7 protein-coding genes are annotated in these 20,043 nt (G+C 63.1%); 4 read left to right on the forward strand and 3 right to left on the reverse strand.

The genetic code is table 11. The features are described 5' to 3' along the window. Positions 1 to 43 precede the first annotated feature (43 nt). Together HBJ59_RS10725 and HBJ59_RS10730 are read left to right on the forward strand one after the other, a co-directional pair. Positions 44 to 12,988 (forward strand): non-ribosomal peptide synthetase, encoded by a 12,945-nt coding sequence (locus tag HBJ59_RS10725; protein WP_167663527.1) that lies wholly within the window; start codon positions 44 to 46, stop codon positions 12,986 to 12,988. Between the two features lie 129 nt (positions 12,989 to 13,117). Beyond that, positions 13,118 to 14,335 carry a hypothetical protein gene (locus HBJ59_RS10730; protein ID WP_076015322.1) on the forward strand — a complete coding sequence of 406 codons (1,218 nt, stop codon included), beginning with the start codon at positions 13,118 to 13,120 and terminating at the stop codon, positions 14,333 to 14,335. Between the two features lie 80 nt (positions 14,336 to 14,415). Here HBJ59_RS10730 and dsbG read toward each other — a convergent pair whose 3' ends face one another. Genes dsbG through dsbD form a run of 3 tightly spaced genes read right to left on the reverse strand, consistent with a single transcriptional unit; the run spans position 14,416 to position 17,752 of the window. Next, a complete protein-coding gene (dsbG, locus tag HBJ59_RS10735; protein WP_167663528.1) occupies positions 14,416 to 15,177 on the reverse strand; it encodes a thiol:disulfide interchange protein DsbG in 762 nt (253 codons plus the stop codon). Next, complete coding sequence (locus HBJ59_RS10740; RefSeq protein ID WP_167663529.1) at positions 15,153 to 16,022, reverse strand: TlpA disulfide reductase family protein; 870 nt, start codon at positions 16,020 to 16,022, stop codon at positions 15,153 to 15,155. Before HBJ59_RS10740 ends, dsbG begins: the two co-directional genes overlap by 25 nt. Further along, entirely contained in the window at positions 16,022 to 17,752 is a 1,731-nt protein-coding gene (gene dsbD, locus HBJ59_RS10745; RefSeq protein WP_167663530.1) for a protein-disulfide reductase DsbD, read from the reverse strand. Before dsbD ends, HBJ59_RS10740 begins: the two co-directional genes overlap by 1 nt. A gap of 175 nt (positions 17,753 to 17,927) precedes the next feature. On the opposite strand from dsbD, the gene HBJ59_RS10750 reads away from it, so the two are divergent. Then, positions 17,928 to 18,608, forward strand: coding sequence for a response regulator (locus tag HBJ59_RS10750; protein WP_167663531.1), 681 nt, complete (start codon positions 17,928 to 17,930; stop codon positions 18,606 to 18,608). Continuing rightward, positions 18,608 to 19,927 (forward strand): ATP-binding protein, encoded by a 1,320-nt coding sequence (locus HBJ59_RS10755; protein WP_076015327.1) that lies wholly within the window; start codon positions 18,608 to 18,610, stop codon positions 19,925 to 19,927. Before HBJ59_RS10750 ends, HBJ59_RS10755 begins: the two co-directional genes overlap by 1 nt. The last annotated feature ends 116 nt before the right edge of the window (positions 19,928 to 20,043 follow it).

Raw genomic sequence — 20,043 nt, forward strand, 5'->3', positions numbered from 1 at the left:
CATTCCCCGATTTCCCAGTAAGCCGATTTCAGGCAGGAACCCCATGATGGACGCCTTCGAACTTCCCCGCACCCTGGTCCAGTCCCTTCAGCGCCGCGCCGCACAAACCCCGGATCAACTGGCGTTGCGCTTCCTGGCCGAGACGGCCGAGCAAAGCGTCGTCCTCAGTTACCGCGACCTTGACCTGCGCGCCCGCACCATCGCCGCCGCCTTGCAGGCCAACGCAAACCTGGGCGACCGCGCGGTACTGTTGTTTCCCAGCGGGCCGGATTATGTCGCGGCGTTCTTTGGTTGCCTGTATGCCGGGGTCATTGCGGTGCCGGCTTACCCGCCTGAGTCCGCCCGCCGACATCATCAGGAGCGCCTGTTGTCGATCATCGCGGACGCCGAGCCACGGTTGCTGCTGACTACCGCCAGCCTCGGTGATTCGTTGCTGCAACTCGAAGGTGCACCGCAGTTGCTGTGCGTCGACAGCCTTCATGCCGAGATCGCGAGCAATTGGCTCGCGCCCAACTTGCAAGACGATGACATCGCCTTCCTGCAATACACCTCCGGTTCCACTGCGTTGCCCAAGGGCGTGCAAGTCACCCACGGCAACCTGGTGGCCAACGAGCTGCTGATTCGCCGGGGCTTCGGCATCGACCTGAACCCCGACGACGTGATCGTCAGCTGGCTGCCGCTGTACCACGACATGGGCCTGATCGGCGGCCTGCTGCAACCGATCTTCAGTGGTGTGCCGTGTGTGTTGATGTCGCCGGCGTACTTCCTCGGCCGGCCATTGCGCTGGCTGGAAGCGATCAGCGAATACGGCGGCACCATCAGCGGCGGGCCGGATTTTGCCTATCGGCTGTGCAGCGAGCGAGTCAGTGAATCGGCATTGGATCGCCTGGATTTGAGCAAGTGGCGCGTGGCGTATTCCGGCTCCGAGCCGATCCGCCTCGACACCCTGGAACGCTTTGCCGAGAAGTTCGCCACCTGCGGCTTTACCTCGAATAATTTCTTCGCATCCTATGGCTTGGCGGAGGCCACCTTGTTCGTTGCCGGCGGAACCCGTGGCCACGGCATCCCGGCCATGCGGCTGGACGAACAGGCTCTGGCCGCCAATCGCGCCGAGCCTGGGCAGGGCGCGGCGATCATGAGTTGCGGCACCAGCCAGCCCGAACACGCGGTGCTGATTGCCGACCCCGTCATCCTGGCGACGCTCCCCGACAATGCCGTCGGTGAAATCTGGGCCACCGGCCCGAGCATCGCCCACGGCTACTGGCGCAACCCTGAAGCCACCGCCAAGACCTTCGTCCAGCATGAAGGCCGCACCTGGCTGCGGACCGGCGACCTGGGGTTTGTCCGCGAGGGTGAAGTGTTCATCACCGGTCGCTTGAAAGACCTGCTGATCGTGCGGGGCCACAACCTGTATCCCCAAGACATCGAGCAAGCCATCGAGCGTGAAGTGGAAGTGGTGCGCAAGGGTCGGGTCGCCGCGTTTGCGGTGAATGACCAGGGCCTGGAAGGCATCGGCATCGCCGCCGAAATCAGCCGCAGCGTGCAGAAAATCCTGCCGCCTGAAGCGCTGATCAAGGCGATTCGTCAAGCAGTGGCCGAGGCCTGCCAGGAAGCGCCGAGCGTGGTGATATTGCTCAACCCCGGCGGCTTGCCGAAAACTTCCAGCGGCAAGGTGCAGCGTTCGGCCTGTCGCACGCGGTTGGCGGATGGCAGCCTCGACAGTTATGCGCAGTTCCCCGGCGTGCAGGCGCAGGTCGGCGATGCTGCCCTGCAATCCAAACTGCAAAGCCAGATTGCCGCGATCTGGTGCGAGCAATTGCAGGTGACGCAGGTCGCCGCCGACGATCACTTCTTCCTGCTGGGCGGCAACTCCATCAGCGCCACCCAGGTCGTCGCCCGCCTGCGGGAAACCCTCGGCCTGGAGCTGAACCTGCGCCTGTTGTTCGAAGCGCCCACCCTGGCTGCCTTCGCCACCAGCGTCGCGCAATTGCAGCAGGACGGCGGCGTGGCCCAAGGCGCGATCCATGCGCTGTCACGCCAGGAAGACCTGCCGCAATCCCTCGCGCAAAACCGCCTGTGGATCACCTGGCAACTCGACCCGCAGAGCAGCGCCTACACCATCCCCGGCGCCCTGCGGTTGCGCGGCGAGCTGGATGAAGACGCGGTGCGCGCAAGCTTCCAGCAACTGATCCAGCGCCACGAGTCCCTGCGCACGCGCTTCTTTGAACGCGACGGCCAGGGCTTCCAGCGGGTCGACGCCAAGGCTGATTTCGACCTGCAAGTCATCGACCTCAGCGACCTGCCCGCCGCCGAGCGCGAAGCCCGGGCCAACCAGATCCGCGAAGACGAAGCCCGCACCCAGTTTGACCTGGAGAAAGGCCCGCTGCTGTGGGTAACGCTGGTGCGCCTGGATGACGAAGACCACCAACTGCTGGTGACGATGCACCACATCATCGCGGACGGCTGGTCGCTGAACGTGTTGATCGACGAATTCTCCCGCTTGTACGCCGCCGCGTCCCAAGGCCAAACCCTGGAGTTGCCAGCGCTGGCCCTGCAATACGCCGACTACGGCAGTTGGCAGCGCCAGTGGTTGGCCGAAGGCGAGGGCCAGCGACAACTGGCTTACTGGAAAGCACAGTTGGGGGACGAACATCCAACCCTGAGCCTGGCCACCGATCACCCACGCTCGGCGCAGCATATTCGCAGTGCTTCACGCCACAGCGTGCGCGTGAACACGAGCCTCAGTGAAGCCATTCGCAAGACCGCCCAGGCTCACGAGTCCACGCCGTTCATGCTGTTGCTCGCAGCGTTCCAGAGCCTGCTCTATCGCTACAGCGGCCAACGCGATATCCGCATCGGCGTGCCCAACGCCAACCGTCCGCGCCAGGAAACCCAAGGCCTGATCGGGTTCTTTATCAACACCCTCGTGCTGCGTGCCGAACTGGATGCGCGCCTGCCATTCGCCGACTTGCTGACCGCGACGCGAACCGCTGCCCTGGGCGCCCAGGCCCATCAGGACTTGCCGTTCGAGCAACTGCTGGAAGCCTTCCCGCAAGCCCGGGAACAAGGCCTGTTCCAGGTAATGTTCAACCACCAGCAACGCGATCTCAGTGCCTTGCGCCGCCTCCCGGGCCTGCTCGCCGACGAGCTGGCGTGGCACAGCCGCGAAGCCAAGTTCGACCTGCAACTGCACACTGAAGAAGACCGCAACGGTCGCCTGAGCCTGTCCTTCGACTACGCCGACGAACTGTTCGACGCCGCCACCATCGAGCGACTGGCCGAGCACTTCATCAACCTGCTGCAAGCCATTTGCGAGCAACCGCAACAGGCCATCGGTGACCTGAAGCTGCTGCACGCCGACGAACACACCCAACAACGTCAGTGGAGCGCCGCGCCGTGCACACCAGCGCAGAGCTGGCTGCCGGAACAACTCAACCAACAGGTCTCGGAACGCACCGCACTGGTGTGGCAGGACGGCAGCCTGACCTTCGCCCAACTGCACACCCAGGCTAACCGCCTGGCCCATTACCTGCGGGACAAGGGCGTCGGCCCGGACGTGTGCGTGGCCATCGCCGCCGAGCGTTCGCCGCAACTGCTGATCGGCCTGCTGGCAATCATCAAGGCCGGCGGTGCCTATGTGCCGCTGGATCCGGATTACCCGGCCGAACGCCTGGCCTACATGCTCAAGGACAGCGGCGTGCAACTGCTGTTGACCCAGACTTCGCTGCTTGAGCAACTGCCCACGGCTGAAGGCGTCTGCGTCATCGCCATGGACAGCCTCAAGCTGGAAAGCTGGCCGACCCACGCGCCGGGCCTGCACCTGAACGGCGACAACCTCGCCTACGTGATCTACACCTCCGGCTCCACCGGCCAGCCCAAGGGCGTGGGCAACACCCATGCAGCGCTGGCCGAGCGTTTGCAGTGGATGCAAGCCACCTACCAGCTGGATGAAACTGATGTGCTGATGCAAAAGGCGCCCATCAGTTTCGACGTGTCGGTGTGGGAGTGTTTCTGGCCGCTGATCACCGGTTGCCGCCTGGTATTGGCTGGTCCCGGCGAGCATCGCGACCCGCATCGCATTGCCCAGTTGGTGCAGGAGCACGGCGTGACCACGCTGCACTTTGTGCCGCCGTTGTTGCAGCTGTTTGTCGACGAGCCGTTGGCCGCGGAATGCACCAGCCTGCGTCGTCTGTTCTCCGGCGGTGAAGCGCTGCCTGCCGAGCTGCGCAACCGGGTGTTGGCGCAGTTGCCGGCAGTGCAGTTGCACAACCGCTACGGCCCGACTGAAACCGCGATCAACGTGACGCATTGGCAGTGCCAGGCGGAGGATGGAGAGCGTTCGCCGATTGGCCGTCCGCTGGGCAATGTGATTTGCCGGGTGCTGGATGATCAGTTCAACCCACTGCCGGCAGGTGTGCCGGGTGAGCTGTGCATCGGCGGTATCGGCCTGGCCCGGGGTTACCTCGGGCGTGCGGGGCTGACCGCTGAACGGTTTGTCGCCGACCCGTTGGGCGAGGCGGGTGCACGTTTGTATCGCACCGGTGACCGCGTGCGCTGGAGCGCCGACGGTGCGCTGGAATACCTCGGACGCCTGGATCAGCAGGTCAAGCTGCGCGGCTTCCGTGTCGAGCCTGAAGAAATCGAAGCGCGTTTGTTGGCCCTTGATGGCATCGCCCAAGCGGTGGTGCTGGTGCGTGAAACCGCTGCCGGTGCGCAGTTGATCGGTTACTACACCGCCAACGAACCGCTGGACGAACAGGACGTAAAAACCGCCCTGGCCGCCGAGCTGCCGGAGTATATGGTCCCGGCACAATTGATGCGCCTGGACGCGATGCCCCTGAGTCCGAGCGGCAAACTGGATCGCCGTGCCTTGCCGGAACCTGTGTGGCAAGTGCGTGAACACGTCGAACCCGAAACACCGCTGGAGCAGCAAATCGCCGCGATCTGGCGCGAAGTCCTTGCCCTGCCACGTATCGGCCTGCGGGACGACTTCTTCGCCCTCGGCGGCCATTCGCTGCTGGCCACACAAATCATCTCCCGCACCCGCCAGGCCTGTGACGTCGAGCTGCCGTTGCGCACATTGTTCGAAGCCAGCGAGTTGGGGGCTTTCGCTGAGCAAGTCCGCCTGATCCAGGCCTCGGGCCAGCGCAACCAACAACTGGCCATCGGCAAGGTCGACCGCAGCCAACCGGTGCCGCTGTCCTATTCCCAGCAGCGCATGTGGTTCCTCTGGCAGATGGAGCCCGACAGCCCGGCGTATAACGTCGGCGGCATGGCGCGCTTTCGCGGGGTGCTGGACGTGGGGCGTTTCGAGGCGGCGTTGCAGGCCTTGATCATGCGTCATGAAACCCTGCGCACGACTTTCCCGAGCATCAATGGCGTGGCGCAGCAGAAGGTTGCGGCGCAAACCGGCGTGCGCATGGATTGGCAGGATTTCTCGGCGTTCAGTGAGCCCGAGCGCCAGCAGCGTGTGCAGCAACTGGCCGATCATGAAGCCCACACGCCGTTCAATCTGGAGGCCGGCCCACTGCTGCGCGCCTGCCTGGTCAAGGCCGGCGAGCTGGAACATTACTTGGTGCTGACCCTGCACCACATCGTCACCGAAGGCTGGGCCATGGACATTTTTGCCCGTGAACTCAGCGCCCTGTACGAAGCCTTTATCGACGACCGCGAATCGCCGTTGGCACCGCTGGCGGTGCAGTACCTCGACTACAGCGTGTGGCAGCGCCAGTGGCTGGAATCCGGCGAGCGCCAGCGCCAACTGGATTACTGGACCGCGCAACTGGGTACCGAACACCCGCTGCTGGAACTGCCGGGCGACCGCCCGCGACCACCGGTGCAAAGTCACCAGGGCGAGCTGTTCCGTTTCGACTTGAGCGATGACCTTGCCGCCCGCGTGCGGGCCTTCAACGCCGAGCGTGGTCTGACCCTGTTCATGACCATGACCGCCACCCTCGCGGTATTGCTCTACCGCTACAGCGGCCAGACCGACCTGCGTATCGGTGCGCCAGTCGCCAACCGGATTCGTCCGGAAAGCGAAGGGCTGATTGGCGCGTTCCTCAACACCCAGGTGCTGCGCTGCCAGCTCAACGGGCAGATGAGCGTCGGCGAATTGTTCGACCAGGTTCGCCACACCGTGATCGAAGGCCAGTCCCATCAAGACCTGCCGTTCGACCACTTGGTAGAAGCCCTGCAACCACCCCGCAGCGCGGCGTACAACCCGCTGTTCCAGGTGATGTGCAACGTGCAACGCTGGGAGTTCCAGCAGAGCCGTACATTGGCCGGGATGACCGTCGAGTACCTGGCCAACGATGCCCGCGCCACCAAGTTCGACCTCAACCTGGAAGTCACCGACCTCGACCATCGCCTGGGTTGCTGCCTGACCTACAGCACCGATCTGTTCGATGAGCCGCGCATTGCACGCATGGCCGCACACTGGCAAAACCTGCTGGAAGCCTTGCTTGCCGATCCGCAGCAGCGCCTGAGTGAGTTGCCGCTGCTGGAAGCGGCCGAGCAGCGCTCGTTGCAGGACAGCCTTGGCATGGAGGCCGGCGAGCATCGTCTCGACCAGTGCATTCACCACCTGTTCGGCGAGCAGGCCCTGGCTCGCCCGGATGCCCCGGCCTTGACCTTCGCCGGGCAGACCTTGAGCTATAGCGAACTCGACAGCCGCGCCAATCGCCTGGCCTGGATGCTCCGCGAGCGCGGCGTGGGCCCGCAGGTGCGGGTTGGCCTGGCGCTGCCGCGTTCGCTGGAAATGGTGATCGGCCTGCTGGCGATCCTCAAGGCCGGCGGCGCCTATGTGCCGCTGGACCCGGAATACCCGCTGGACCGCCTGCACTACATGATCGAAGACAGTGGCATCGGCCTGCTGCTCAGCGACGCTGCGATGTTCGACGCGCTGGGCGAGCTGCCCGCCAGTGTCGGTCGCTGGTGCCTGGAAGATGACCTGCCAACCCTGGCCAGCTACCCGGCCAGCGAATTGCCTTTCATTAGCCTGCCGCAACACCAGGCCTATCTGATCTACACCTCCGGCTCCACCGGCAAGCCCAAGGGCGTGGTGGTGTCCCACGGTGAAATCGCCATGCATTGCCAGGCGGTGATCGAACGCTTCGGCATGCGTCCCGATGACTGCGAGCTGCACTTCTATTCCATCAACTTCGACGCCGCCACCGAGCGTCTGCTGGTGCCGTTGCTCAGCGGCGCCCAGGTTGTGTTGCGGGCCCAGGGCCAATGGGATGCGGAAGAAATCTGTGGGCTGATTCGTCAGCACCGCATCAACATCCTCGGCTTTACCCCAAGCTACGGCAGCCAGTTGGCGCAATGGCTGGCCACGCAACACCAGACCTTGCCGGTGCGCATGTGCATCACCGGAGGTGAAGCCCTGACCGGCGAGCACTTGCAGCGTATTCGCGCGGCATTCAAGCCGGCACTGTTTTTCAACGCCTATGGCCCGACTGAAACGGTGGTGATGCCGCTGGCCAGTCTTGCCCCGGAAACACTGGAAGAGGGCGCAGGCAGCGTGCCGATCGGCAGCATCATCGGCGCGCGTGTGGCCTACATTCTGGATGCGGATTTGGCGCTGGTGCCGCAAGGCGCGACGGGTGAGCTGTACGTCGGCGGTGCCGGCCTGGCCCAGGGGTATCACCAGCGTCCGGGGATGACGGCAGAGCGGTTTGTCGCGGACCCGTTTGCCACGAACGGCGGTCGTCTGTATCGCACCGGCGACCTGGTGCGCCAGCGTGCCGATGGCCTGGTTGAGTACCTTGGCCGTATTGACCATCAAGTGAAAATTCGCGGGTTCCGCATCGAGCTGGGGGAAATTGAAACCCGCCTGCTGGAACACGAGTCGGTGCGTGAAGCGGTGGTGTTGGCGCTGGATTCACCGAGCGGCAAACAGTTGGTGGCCTATCTGGTCAGCAACGAAGAACACGGTGCACTGCGTGAATCCCTCAAGGCGCATTTGAAAGCGCAGCTGCCGGACTACATGGTGCCCGCGCATCTGATCGTGCTCGACAGCATGCCGCTGACTGCCAACGGCAAACTCGACCGCCGCGCCTTGCCGCAGCCGGACCCCGAGGCGAATCGCCAACAGTACGTGGCGCCGCGCAACGAACTGGAGCAAACCCTGGCGGCGATCTGGTGCGCGGTATTGAACGTGCAGCAGGTGGGCCTCGACGATAACTTCTTTGAGCTGGGCGGCGACTCGATTCTGTCTATCCAGGTGGTCAGCCGCGCGCGGCAGGCAGGGATTCATTTCAGCCCGCGTGACTTGTTCCAGCACCAGACCGTGCAAACCCTGGCCGCCGTGGCAACCCGCACCGAGCAGGTCATCGCCGAACAAGGCGTGTTGACCGGCGCATCCGGGCTGACCCCGATCCAGCACTGGTTTTTCGACACCGACATCCCCGAGCGCCAACACTGGAACCAGGCGCTGCTGCTGGAGCCGGTTCAGGCCCTCGAACCCCATCGCCTGGAACAGGCGCTGCTGGCGGTGCTGGAACACCACGACGCCCTGCGCCTGAGCTTCACCCGGCGCGACGCCCAATGGCACGCCGAACACCTGGCAGTGCCGCAAGGTGGCCTGCTGTTGCAAGCCCAAGTGGCGGATATGGAGCAGTGCATCGCGCTGTTCACCGACACTCAACGCAGCCTCAACCTTGCCCACGGCCCGCTGTTGCGCGCGCTGCTGGTGGACGGCCCGCAAGGCCAGCGCCGGCTGCTGATCGCGATCCATCACCTGGTGGTGGACGGTGTTTCCTGGCGCGTGTTGCTGGAAGATTTGCAGACCGCGTATCGCCAGTTGAGCGACGGCCAACCGGTGAGCCTGCCGGCCAAGACCAGTGCCCTGCGCGATTGGGCAGCACGCTTGCAGGCCTATGCCGGCAGCGAATCCCTGCGTGAAGAACTGGACGTGTGGCAGCAGCAGTTGGCCGGTCCTGCCGTTGAACTGCCGGTGGACCGCCCGCAAGGTTCGCTGCGCAATCGCGATGCCGATACCGTCAGCGTGCGCCTGGATGCCGAGCGTACCCGCCAGCTGTTGCAACAGGCGCCGAGTGCTTACCGCACCCAGGTCAACGACTTGCTGCTGACCGCCCTGGCCCGAGTCTTGTGCCGCTGGAGTGGCCATGAATCGGCACTCATCCAGCTGGAAGGCCACGGCCGCGAAACCCTGTTCGACGAGATCGACCTGACCCGCAGCGTCGGCTGGTTCACCAGCGCCTACCCGTTGCGCCTGACCCCGTTGCATATCGAAGAAGCCGCCGGGCAAGGCGCCTCGATCAAGGCGATCAAGGAGCAACTGCGCGGTGTGCCCCACAAAGGGTTGGGTTATGGCGTGCTGCGCTACCTGGCTGACGACCTGTGCCGCCAGACCATGGCCGCGTTGCCGAGCGCCAGTATCACCTTCAACTACCTCGGCCAGTTCGACCAGAGCTTTGGCGCTGACGCACTCTTTCACCCGCTGGACGAATCCGCCGGGATCGCCCATGACCCGGACGCGCCGCTGCCCAACGAGCTGAGCGTCGACAGCCAGGTGTACGGCGGTGAACTGGTGCTGCGCTGGACCTTCAGCCGCGAACGTCACCACAGCCAGACCATCGCTGAACTGGCGGACGCTTACCTGGCGGAACTGCAAAGCCTGATCGAGCATTGCCTCAAGGCAGACGCGGGCGGCCTCACGCCATCGGACTTCCCGCTGGCGCACCTCACCCAAGGGCAACTCGACGCGCTGCCAGTGCCGGCCAATGTCATCGAAGACGTGTACCCGCTGACTCCGATGCAAGAAGGCTTGCTGCTGCACACCTTGCTGGAACCGGGCACCGGCCTCTATTACATGCAGGACCGCTACCGCATCAACAGCGCCCTGGACCCCGAGCGTTTCGCCCAGGCCTGGCAGGCGGTGATCGCCCGTCACGAAGCGTTGCGCGCCTCGTTCTGCTGGAACGTCGGCGAAGACATGCTGCAGGTTATCCACAAGCCCGGCAGCACGCCGATCGAGTACCTCGACTGGAGCCTGGAGCCGGAGAGCGAACAGGAACCGCGTCTGCAAGCGTTGCTGAAAAGCGAGCGTGAGGCCGGCTTCGATCTGCTCAACCAGGCACCGTTCCACCTGCGGCTGATCCGCGTGGGCGAAGCCCGCTACTGGTTCATGATGAGCAACCACCACATCCTGATCGATGCCTGGTGCCGCTCGCTGCTGATGAACGATTTCTTCGACATCTACACGGCCCGCGGCGAAGGCCGCGACGCGCAGCTGGCGACGCCACCGCGTTATCGCGACTACATCGCCTGGCTGCAACGCCAGAACCTCGCCGAAGCGCGTCAGTGGTGGCAGCAGAACCTGCAAGGTTTTGAGCGCACCACGCCGATTCCGAGCGACCGGCCATTCTTGCGGGAGCATGCCGGCCATAGCGGCGGCATGGTGGTGGGCGACTGCTACACCCGCTTGGATGTCCGCGACGGCGCGCAATTGCGCGAGCTGGCCCAGGCCCATCAACTGACGGTGAACACTTTTGCCCAAGCCGCGTGGGCCTTGGTGCTGCGGCGGTTGAGTGGCGATCGCGACGTGCTGTTCGGCGTCACCGTGGCCGGGCGCCCGGTGGAAATGCCCGAGATGCAGCGCACCGTCGGGCTGTTTATCAACAGCATCGCCTTGCGGGTCAAGCTGCCGGAGGACGATCAGACGTGCAGCGTACGCCAGTGGTTGAGTGGCCTGCTCGACAGCAACATGCAACTGCGTGAGTACGAATACCTGCCGCTGGTGACCATCCAGGAAAACAGCGAACTGCCCAAGGGCCAGCCGCTATTCGACAGCCTCTTTGTGTTCGAAAACGCCCCGGTGGAAGTCTCGGTGCTGGACCGTGCGCAAAGCCTGAATGCCACCTCGGATTCCGGGCGTACCCACACCAACTTCCCGCTGACCGCCGTGTGCTATCCGGGCGATGACCTGGGCCTGCACCTTTCCTACGACCAGCGTTACTTCGATGAAACCACCGTGCAAGGCATGCTCGCTGAATTCAAGCGGCTGCTGCTGGCGCTGGTGCAGGGCTTCCATGGCGACATGGCCGACTTGCCGCTGATTGGCGAGCAGGAACGTGAGTTCCTGGTGGAAGGCTGCAACCAGAGCGAGCATGAATATCCGCTGGAGTGCAGCTATGTTGAGCTGTTCGAAGCCCAGGTGCAGCAGCATCCACAGCGGATTGCCGCCAGTTGCCTGGATCAGCAATGGAGCTATGCCGAACTGAACCGGCGCAGCAACCGCCTGGGCCATGCGCTGATCGCGGCCGGTGTCGGGCTGGACCAACCGGTGGCGTTGCTGGCCGAACGTAATCTGGATTTGCTGGGCATGATCATCGGCAGCTTCAAGGCCGGTGCCGGTTACTTGCCGTTGGACCCGGGGCTGCCGACGCAGCGCTTGAGCCGGATTATCGACCTCAGCCGCACGCCGCTGCTGGTGTGCACCGAAGCGTGCCGTGAACAGGCGCAGTTGCTGCTGGAAGAGTTCGCCTGCTCCGGTCGGCCGAAGCTACTGGTTTGGGACGCCTTGGCCGGGTCTGAGGAAAACCCCGGGATCTACAGTGCGCCGGACAACCTTGCCTATGTGATCTACACCTCGGGCTCCACCGGCTTGCCCAAGGGCGTAATGGTGGAGCAGCACGGCATGCTCAATAACCAGCTGAGCAAGGTGCCGTATCTGCAACTGACTGAGCACGATGTGATCGCTCAAACCGCCTCGCAAAGTTTCGATATTTCAGTGTGGCAGTTCCTCGCCGCGCCGCTGTTCGGCGCGCGGGTAGATATTGTGCCGAATACGATTGCCCATGATCCGCAAGGCTTGCTGACGCATGTCCAGGCCCAGGGCATTACCGTGTTGGAAAGCGTGCCGTCGTTGATCCAGGGCATGCTTGCCCAGGAGCGCATGAGCCTGGACGGCTTGCGCTGGATGCTGCCGACCGGTGAAGCCATGCCGCCGGAGCTGGCGCATCAGTGGTTGTTGCGCTATCCGGAGATTGGCTTGGTCAACGCCTATGGCCCGGCGGAATGCTCGGATGACGTGGCGTTCTTCCGCGTCGACCTGGCGTCGACCCGTGGCACTTATCTGCCAATTGGCACGCCGACTGACAACAACCGTTTGTACCTGCTGGATGGTGCGCTGGAGTTGGTGCCCCAAGGTGCGGTCGGCGAGTTGTGCGTCGCGGGGACCGGCGTGGGTCGTGGTTATGTCAGTGACCCGCTGCGCACGGCCCAGGTGTTTGTGCCGGATCCGTTTGGTGCGGCGGGTGAGCGGCTGTATCGCACCGGCGACCTGGCGCGTCGGCGCAGCGATGGTGTGTTGGAGTACGTCGGGCGTATCGACCATCAGGTGAAGATTCGCGGTTACCGGATTGAGTTGGGTGAAATCGAAGCGCGCCTGCATGAACAACCGGAAGTGCGGGATGCGGCGGTTGGCGTGCAGGAGGGGGTCAACGGTAAGCATCTGGTGGGATACCTGGTGGAGGCGGATGCGCTGTTGAGTCCAGGCGAGCGTCTTGATCGGATCAAGCAACGCCTGCGGGCCGAGTTGCCGGAGTACATGGTGCCGCTGCATTGGCTGTGGCTCGACCGTTTGCCGCTGAATGCCAATGGCAAGCTGGATCGCAAGGCCTTGCCGGCGCTGGAGATTGGCCAGTTGCACAGCCAGGATTACCTGGCGCCGCGTAATGAGCTGGAGCAGACGTTGGCGGGGATTTGGGCCGAGGTACTGAAAGTTGAGCGCGTGGGGGTGCAGGATAATTTCTTTGAGCTGGGCGGGCATTCGTTGCTGGCCACGCAGATTGCTTCACGGGTGCAGACGACGCTGCAGCGGGATGTGCCGTTACGGGCGATGTTCGAGTGCAGCACGGTGGAAGAGTTGGCGGGGTATATCGACGGGCTTGCGGCGAATGAGATCAGTGCGCAGAAGGTGGATCGGCTGAGTGATTTGATGGCGGAGTTGGAGGGGTTGTAACCGTTGGTCAGAAGGAACTGCCTACTGTCAGATCTGACAGTAGGCAGTTCCTTTGCGGGGGTATTTGATATGTGTGGTCCGCTGTTTCCTGGATTTAGCGGTACGCGCCCTCAAAGAAGAGACTCCATAATGGTCAAGCTAACCCCCGTTGATGATTTGCTTCCGGTGCCGACAGTCAAATACGCCGCCGCCAATAATACGTTGTACCCCCTCGATGCTGAAGACGGCACTTGTGTGACCATCGCCTTTGACGGCATGCAAGAGGGTGCCCCTATCACTCTGTACTGGGCATTGGTGAATGAGCAGGACCAGCCACTGGCGCAGTTTGATACTTCCGGCAGTGCCAGTGGCAGTGTCGAAGTGGATATTGACGCGGCATTGGTTGGCCGCTGCATCGGCAAGACGTTGATGGTCTGGTACGAGACCACCACCAGCGATTCACATGTGCTTGAACTCACCATCGAGTTCATTCGGCCAGAGGCTTTGCCGGCTCCAGTTTTTACCAATGCTGTGGAGTATGACGGCGCGCGTTGGTTGGACATGCGCAAGTTCCGGGGGAATGCACGGATCGAGTTAAAGGCGCCGCCATTTCTTGCAGAGGGGCAACGGTTGTGGATCTTGGCGGTAGGCAATGAACACGACTTGGGGAATTTCCGATTCCAGTGGCTATTTGACGGCCACGTTGTGAGAGCAGAAGAGGCCGAGCCGGGGTTTGTTTTCCGACCAGTACTCTCGCGTGAATGGCTGGCCGGTTGCGAGGATTGGTCTTCGGTAACCTTGAACGTTGCAATTACCTATGATGGCGCGCTGGGCGCTGAGCCCGCAGACCCAAAGACGTCGCTGTTGCCGGAAAACGCCCATGAACTGCGGCGTGTTACTGAAAATTTGCGACTGGGAGAATCTGAAGCGCCGGCCTTCGACGATGAATCAGAATTTGAAGGCGGCAACTGGAACGGTTGGGAAAGAGGCGCTGATGTGGTGGACCCCAGAGACATGGTGATGGTGAATGAAGGGGGCGAGTGGTTTTTGTCCAACTATACCTACACAGAGCGCTCTGCCGGAGTCGTCTTGAGCAAGTCTTATCCAGCATTTGCCGCGGGTCAGACGTACGAGTTCAGCATGGAGGTCAGGCGATCCAATAGTTCGTTCGCCACTCCGCAGTTGTCTGCACTCGTCAACGGCGTTGTTTGTATCGAGCCTAGCAATCTGACAACACGGCAGTGGGCTTGGGTTAGCGGCACATTTACGGCCACCGGTTCAGGTGTTGAGGTGCAGGTATACAGTCATGTCTCTACCGGGAACGGTAACGATTACGCATTCGGAAAGTTGCGGCTGCGGGAACTCTAACGTACCGACATCAATCTTGTTGTAAAAATGCCCGCAGATAACGGGCATTTTTCTTGTTCGCTATGAACCTTCAGTGCCGCTTATTTAGGGCCCAGAATCTTCACCAGCTTATCCGGCGAAGGCGCCCCTTGCTGTTGCTGCAACCCACCCTTGTCATCCAGATAGAAAATTGCCGGCGTGGCCGACAACTCCAGCTCATCCATCAGCTTCATATTCGAATCAAGCTTGGCCTGGATAGCCGCCGGAATCTTCTCCAGCGCCTGCAACTTGCTGCCTTTACCGGCTGACTCATGGGCTTCCAACGCCTGCTGCGGATCCTTGGCTGCCAACAGCGCCGCCGACTTGCCCGGGCTGTCCTCACGAATAATCCCCACCATGATATGCCGCAGCTGCACCTTGCCCGACTTCACCCATGGCCGCGCCTGTTCCCAGAACATATTGCAGTACGGGCAGTTCGGATCACTGAACAGGTAAACGATGCGCGGCGCATCCTTGTTGCCATCCTGGATCCAGTTACTGTGTTCCATCTTGGCCCAGACCTCCTTGGCCATCGGCGCATACACCAGCTTTTCCAGGGGCGCAGTGCTGAGGTCATTGCCGTCGGCGTCGTACAGGTTGCCGGCGATCACACTTTTACCGTCGGCAGTCAGGTACAACGCCATGCCACGGTTCTGGTATTGCGCCGCATAACCCGTGAGGCCGCTGGGAGCATCGAACTTGCCGATAATCTTGGCACCCTTGGCTTCGATGTTCTTGATCGGCGCCGGCCAGTCTTCAGACTGGACGAGGGTGGCAGCCAGTGTCAGGGGCAACAGGGTCAGCAGGTGGCGGAGGCGGAGCATGGCGAATTCCTTGTGGTAGCCGGCTGGGCCGGTTTAGCGTTGATCGGCTCGAAGCGCTCCATGGCGCGGGCCAGGCTGGCTTGAGACAACTCGCCCAGGTGGCTGTTGATCAGGCGACCGTCCGGTTGGTAAAACAGGGTGGTGGGCAAAGCCATGGAGCCGACGGCCTGGCCGAGGCGGCCGCTGGCGTCGAACAGCACGTTGTCCAGGTTCAGGCCCTGGGTCGCCAGGTAGGTGGCGACGCTTTGCATGCTTTCGGCCTGGTTGACGAACAGGAAGGTCACGTCCGGGCGTTGGCGCTGGGCACTTTCCAGTACTGGCATTTCGCGACGGCACGGCGGGCACCAGGTGGCCCAGAGATTGATCACCAGCGGGCCGCCCTTGTAGTCGGCCAGTTGCACGGTTTCGCCATTGGCGTTGCGCAGGGTGATGTCCGGCAGGTGTGTGCCTTTTTCGTAGAGGGTCAACGACAGACTGGTCAGCGCCCAGAACGCCAGGCCGGTGATCACGCCGGCGCTCAGTGGCTTGCGCAGCAGCGGGCGGCGCCAGCCGTAGATCAAGGCGCCGAGGATCAGCGCGATAACGCCGGGCCAGGCGAGAAAGCCTCCGTCCCGCAGGTCGACGATTTGCAGCGGGTCATTTTGGTAATACGACCAGTACATCAGCACGAAGCTGACGCGCGCGGCGAGCATGCCCACCAGAAACAGGGTGAACAGCACCGACTCCGGGTTCTCGCCGCCGCGCTTGGCCACCCGCCAGCCCACCAGGGTGGCGAGGATCAACGCCGTGATCAGCAGCAAGTGGTTCAGGGCGATGGCGAAGGTGCCGATGGTCAGTGTCAGCATCAGAGGGCTTCCCGGGCTTGGGTCCAGCGTTGCAGGAAGGCGGCGGCGTCGACTTCGCCGGTGATGCGCTGGGCGCGGCGCTCTTCACCGTCGGGGCCGATCCAGACGAAGCTCGGCGGGCCGGGGACTTTGTAGCGGCCCAGCAGCTCGCGGCTGGCGGCGTTGTCGGCGGTGACGTCGAGGCGCAGCAAGCGCACATCCTTGAGGGCGTCCATGACTTCGGGTTTGCCGAACACCTGTTTCTCCATGATCTTGCACGACACACACCAGTCGGCGTAGTAGTCCACCAGCACCCATTGGCCTTGGGCCTTGGCGCTATCGAGTTGGCTTTGCAATACGGCCGGGTCGTTGATGGTCATGAAGGCGTCGTGGGCGCTGGGGGCACCGGCCACCCGCGAGCCGCTATAGACCTTGAGCGGTTGCCACAGGTCGTCGCTGCCGCCGGCCGCACCGATCACCAATACGCTGCCCCAGAGGCCCAGCACCAGCGAACCGGCACCGAACAGCATGGCGGTGCGCCCGAAGTCGTGGGCCAGGCGCCAGCCGCAGTAGGCCATGACCAGCGCCAGTACACCCCACAAGCCGAGCCACAGGGTTTCACCGACCACTGGGCGAATCATCAGCACGGCGGTGGCGAGGAACAGGAAACCGAAGATGCCCTTGAGGATGTTCATCCAGGTGCCGGGCTTGGGCAGGAAGCGGTTGCCCACGGTCACCAGCAGCAACAGCGGCACGCCGATGCCGATACCCATGGCAAACAGGATCAAGCCGCCGTGCAGGGCATTGCCGCTTTGGGCGATGTAGAGCAGGGCGCCGGCCAGGGGCGCGGTCATGCACGGGCCCACCAGCAAGCCGGACAAGGCGCCAAGCACCCCGGCACCCACTAGGCTGCCGCCGCTCTGGTTGCGGCTGACGTTGTCGAGGCGGTCCCGCAGAAAGGCCGGTAGTTGCAGTTCAAAGAAGCCGAACATCGGCAGGGCCAGGATCACAAACAACACGGCGAAGCTACCGAGGATCCACGGGGTTTGCAGCAAGGCGGCGAGGTTGCCGCCGAGCAGCGCGGCCAATACGCCGAGGGCGGCGTACACCAGCGCCATGCACACCACGTAGCTGGCGGCCAGGGCAAAGCCGCGCCGTGGGCTGGCGCCACTGCCTACCACAAGGCCGGCGAGAATCGGCAGCATCGGCAAGGAACACGGGGCAAAGGCCAGCAGCAGGCCCAGGCCGAAGAACACCAGCAGGCTCCAGCCGAGGCTGCGCTGTTGCAGGCCGCTGGCCAGGCTTTGGTCCTGGGCTTGGCCGATGGCGGCTACGGCGGGGTCGCCACCCAGGTCAACGGTGATCGATTGCGGCGGGTAGCACAGGCCGGCATCGGCACAACCTTGCCAGCCGAGCTTGACCTGGCCGGTGGCACCGGCGGGAATCTTCACTTCCAGGCCCTGGCGATAGACTTGCTGCTCACCGAAGAACTCGTCGCTGTGGGCTTCGCCTTGGGGCAGCGTCGGCTTCTCGGCCAGGCCATCGAATTTCATGCGCTGCTGGTACAGGTAATAACCATCGGCAATCTGCCAATACAGCTGGGTTTCGCCGGAGGCCAGACGCTCGGAGGTAAAGGTGAAGGCTTTGCCCACCGGGAGGAAGTCGGGTTTGGTCTCGAACGGATTGTTGCCCGGCGCGGCCTGGGCGAATCCAGCAAACACTACCAGCAGAAAGATAAACAGATGCCGCATGATCAAGCCTTAGTTCGAAGCAAGTGGGACACACAATGTGTGGCGTTGATTAACCGATGATTAACCGGGCTATTCTAGACAGCAGGGATTATCCGGGTTTACGCGTGCTGGCGGCATAATGCGCGCTTAATCCACTGCCTTTTTAATCACCCTCACATTTTGCAAAGGGTTCACCATGCACGTACTGGTCTGTGAAGACGACGAACTGATCGCCAGCGGCATTGTTGCCGGGCTCAGCGCCCAAGGGCTGACCGTCGAGCGCGTCGGCACCGCCGCCGCTGCCCGGGCGATGCTCAAGGTGGCGGAGTTCGACGTGATGGTACTCGACCTCGGCCTGCCGGATGAAGACGGCTTGAAGCTGTTGCAGCAATTGCGCAGCCAGGGCCTGGAGATTCCGGTGCTGATCCTCACCGCGCGGGATTCGGTGACCAACCGCGTCGACGGCCTGCAGGCCGGTGCCGACGATTACCTGCTCAAGCCCTTCGACCTGCGGGAACTCGCCGCGCGCCTGCACACCTTGTTGCGCCGGGTGGCCGGGCGCAGCGTCCACCTGGTCGAACACGGGCGCCTGACCTACAACCCCAGCAGCCGCGAAACGTTGCTGGGCGGTGAGTCGGTTGACCTGTCCCGCCGCGAGCAGGCGTTGTTGCAGGCCCTGCTGCAAAACCGCGGCCGGGTGCTGTCCAGCGAACAGCTCAAAGACAGCGTCTACGGGCTTAACGACGAACTGGAAAGCAACGCCCTCAATGTGCACATCCACCACCTGCGGCGCAAACTCGGTAACGGCATCGTCGAAACCGTGCGCGGCCTGGGTTATCGCCTGGGCCCGGCTGACGGTGGAGAGGACGCTTCGTGATGAGCCTGCGCCTGCGCCTGACCTTCAAGCTCGGCGCGGCCTTTGTGCTGATCTGGGCCCTGGCTGCCGCGTGGATGCTCAACGACTTGCGCAACCAGATGATGTTCTCCCTCGACCAGCGCCTGGTGGCGTCGGCGCGCATGGTCGCCGGGCTGATGGAGCAGATGCCGGGCCTGTCGAGCACGGGTGAGGGCGCGCACTTCAGTGCCGAACAACTGAATGTACCGGGTGGCATGGCGTGCCAGGTCAGCTCATTGCGCGGGGTGGTCCTCGCCCGCAGCCACACCACGCCGGACCAGGGCCTGGAGTCGCGCAAGAGCGGCTTTCGCGACCAGATGATTGATGGCGTGGGCTGGCGCAGCTTCACCCTGTCCCGTGGCGATTTGTTTATCACCACCGCCGACCGGCAGGTGGAGCGTGAAGCCTTGAACCTGTCGATCCTGCTGGCGGCTTCGGTGCCGGTGGGTGTGGCGCTGTTGGGCTGCCTGTGCCTGCTATGGCTGGGGATCGGCCAAAGCCTGTTGCCGCTCAACCGCATGCGTGACGCCTTGATGCGCCGCAGTGCCGATTCCCTTGAGCCCTTGCAGATCAGCCCGCTGCCCAGCGAACTCAAGCCGCTGCTCGACACCCAGAACCAGTTGCTGCAACGCATCGCCAAGACCATCGAGCGCGAACGCCGCTTGACCGGTGACGCGGCCCACGAATTGCGCAGCCCGCTGACGGCGATCAAGACCCACCTGCAAGTGGCGCGCATGACCGAAGGCGCTGCCCGTGACCAGTCCCTGGCCCATGCCGAGGAAGGCGCCGATCGCTTGCACCGCACCCTTGAGCAGTTACTGCTGCTGGCGCGGGTCGAAGGTAGCCTGTCGTTTGATGACGGCCTGCAATCGAGTGCCGAACAAGTTGCACAACTGGCGATCCAGGACGCCAATGGCGGCGAAAATCAGCGCATTGACCTGATCCTGGCAGATGGCCTGTCCGACAAACCGGTGGAAATGCCGGTGGGCCTGGCTGTCGCCGCCTTGCGCAACCTGCTGGACAACGCCTTGCGCCACACCCCGCCTGACACCCGGGTGGAACTGAGTGTGTCCAGCACTGGCGATAATGTGGTGTTCCGGGTGCGTGACCACGGCGCGCCGATTTCCAGTGAAGACTTGCAACACTTGACCCAGCGCTTCTGGCGCAACGGCAACAGCCCGGGATGCGGCCTGGGGCTGGCGATTGTCCAGGCAATCGTGCAGCGCTGCTCGTGCTCCTTGAAATTCGACAGCCAGGCCGATGGCATGCGCGTCGACCTGGGCATGCCGTTGCGTCGCTGAACCTTCTTTTCACGGCACAAATAGCTACCGCCATCTTCAAGCGTAACGCTTCAGGATGGCGGTCATTTTTTTGTGTTTGAACGGGCTGAATGACTCAGCCTGTGTTGAAAAGGACA

The organism is Pseudomonas sp. AN3A02 (genome assembly GCF_011765255.1).
Lineage (GTDB): Bacteria > Pseudomonadota > Gammaproteobacteria > Pseudomonadales > Pseudomonadaceae > Aquipseudomonas.

Coding starts and splice junctions, on each gene's coding strand:
- HBJ59_RS10750 (WP_167663531.1), top strand. CDS start 17,928: ATGCACGTACTGGTCTGTGAAGACGACGAACTGATCGCCAGCGGCATT.
- dsbD (WP_167663530.1), bottom strand. CDS start 17,752: ATGCGGCATCTGTTTATCTTTCTGCTGGTAGTGTTTGCTGGATTCGCC.
- HBJ59_RS10725 (WP_167663527.1), top strand. CDS start 44: ATGATGGACGCCTTCGAACTTCCCCGCACCCTGGTCCAGTCCCTTCAG.
- dsbG (WP_167663528.1), bottom strand. CDS start 15,177: ATGCTCCGCCTCCGCCACCTGCTGACCCTGTTGCCCCTGACACTGGCT.
- HBJ59_RS10755 (WP_076015327.1), top strand. CDS start 18,608: ATGAGCCTGCGCCTGCGCCTGACCTTCAAGCTCGGCGCGGCCTTTGTG.
- HBJ59_RS10730 (WP_076015322.1), top strand. CDS start 13,118: ATGGTCAAGCTAACCCCCGTTGATGATTTGCTTCCGGTGCCGACAGTC.
- HBJ59_RS10740 (WP_167663529.1), bottom strand. CDS start 16,022: ATGCTGACACTGACCATCGGCACCTTCGCCATCGCCCTGAACCACTTG.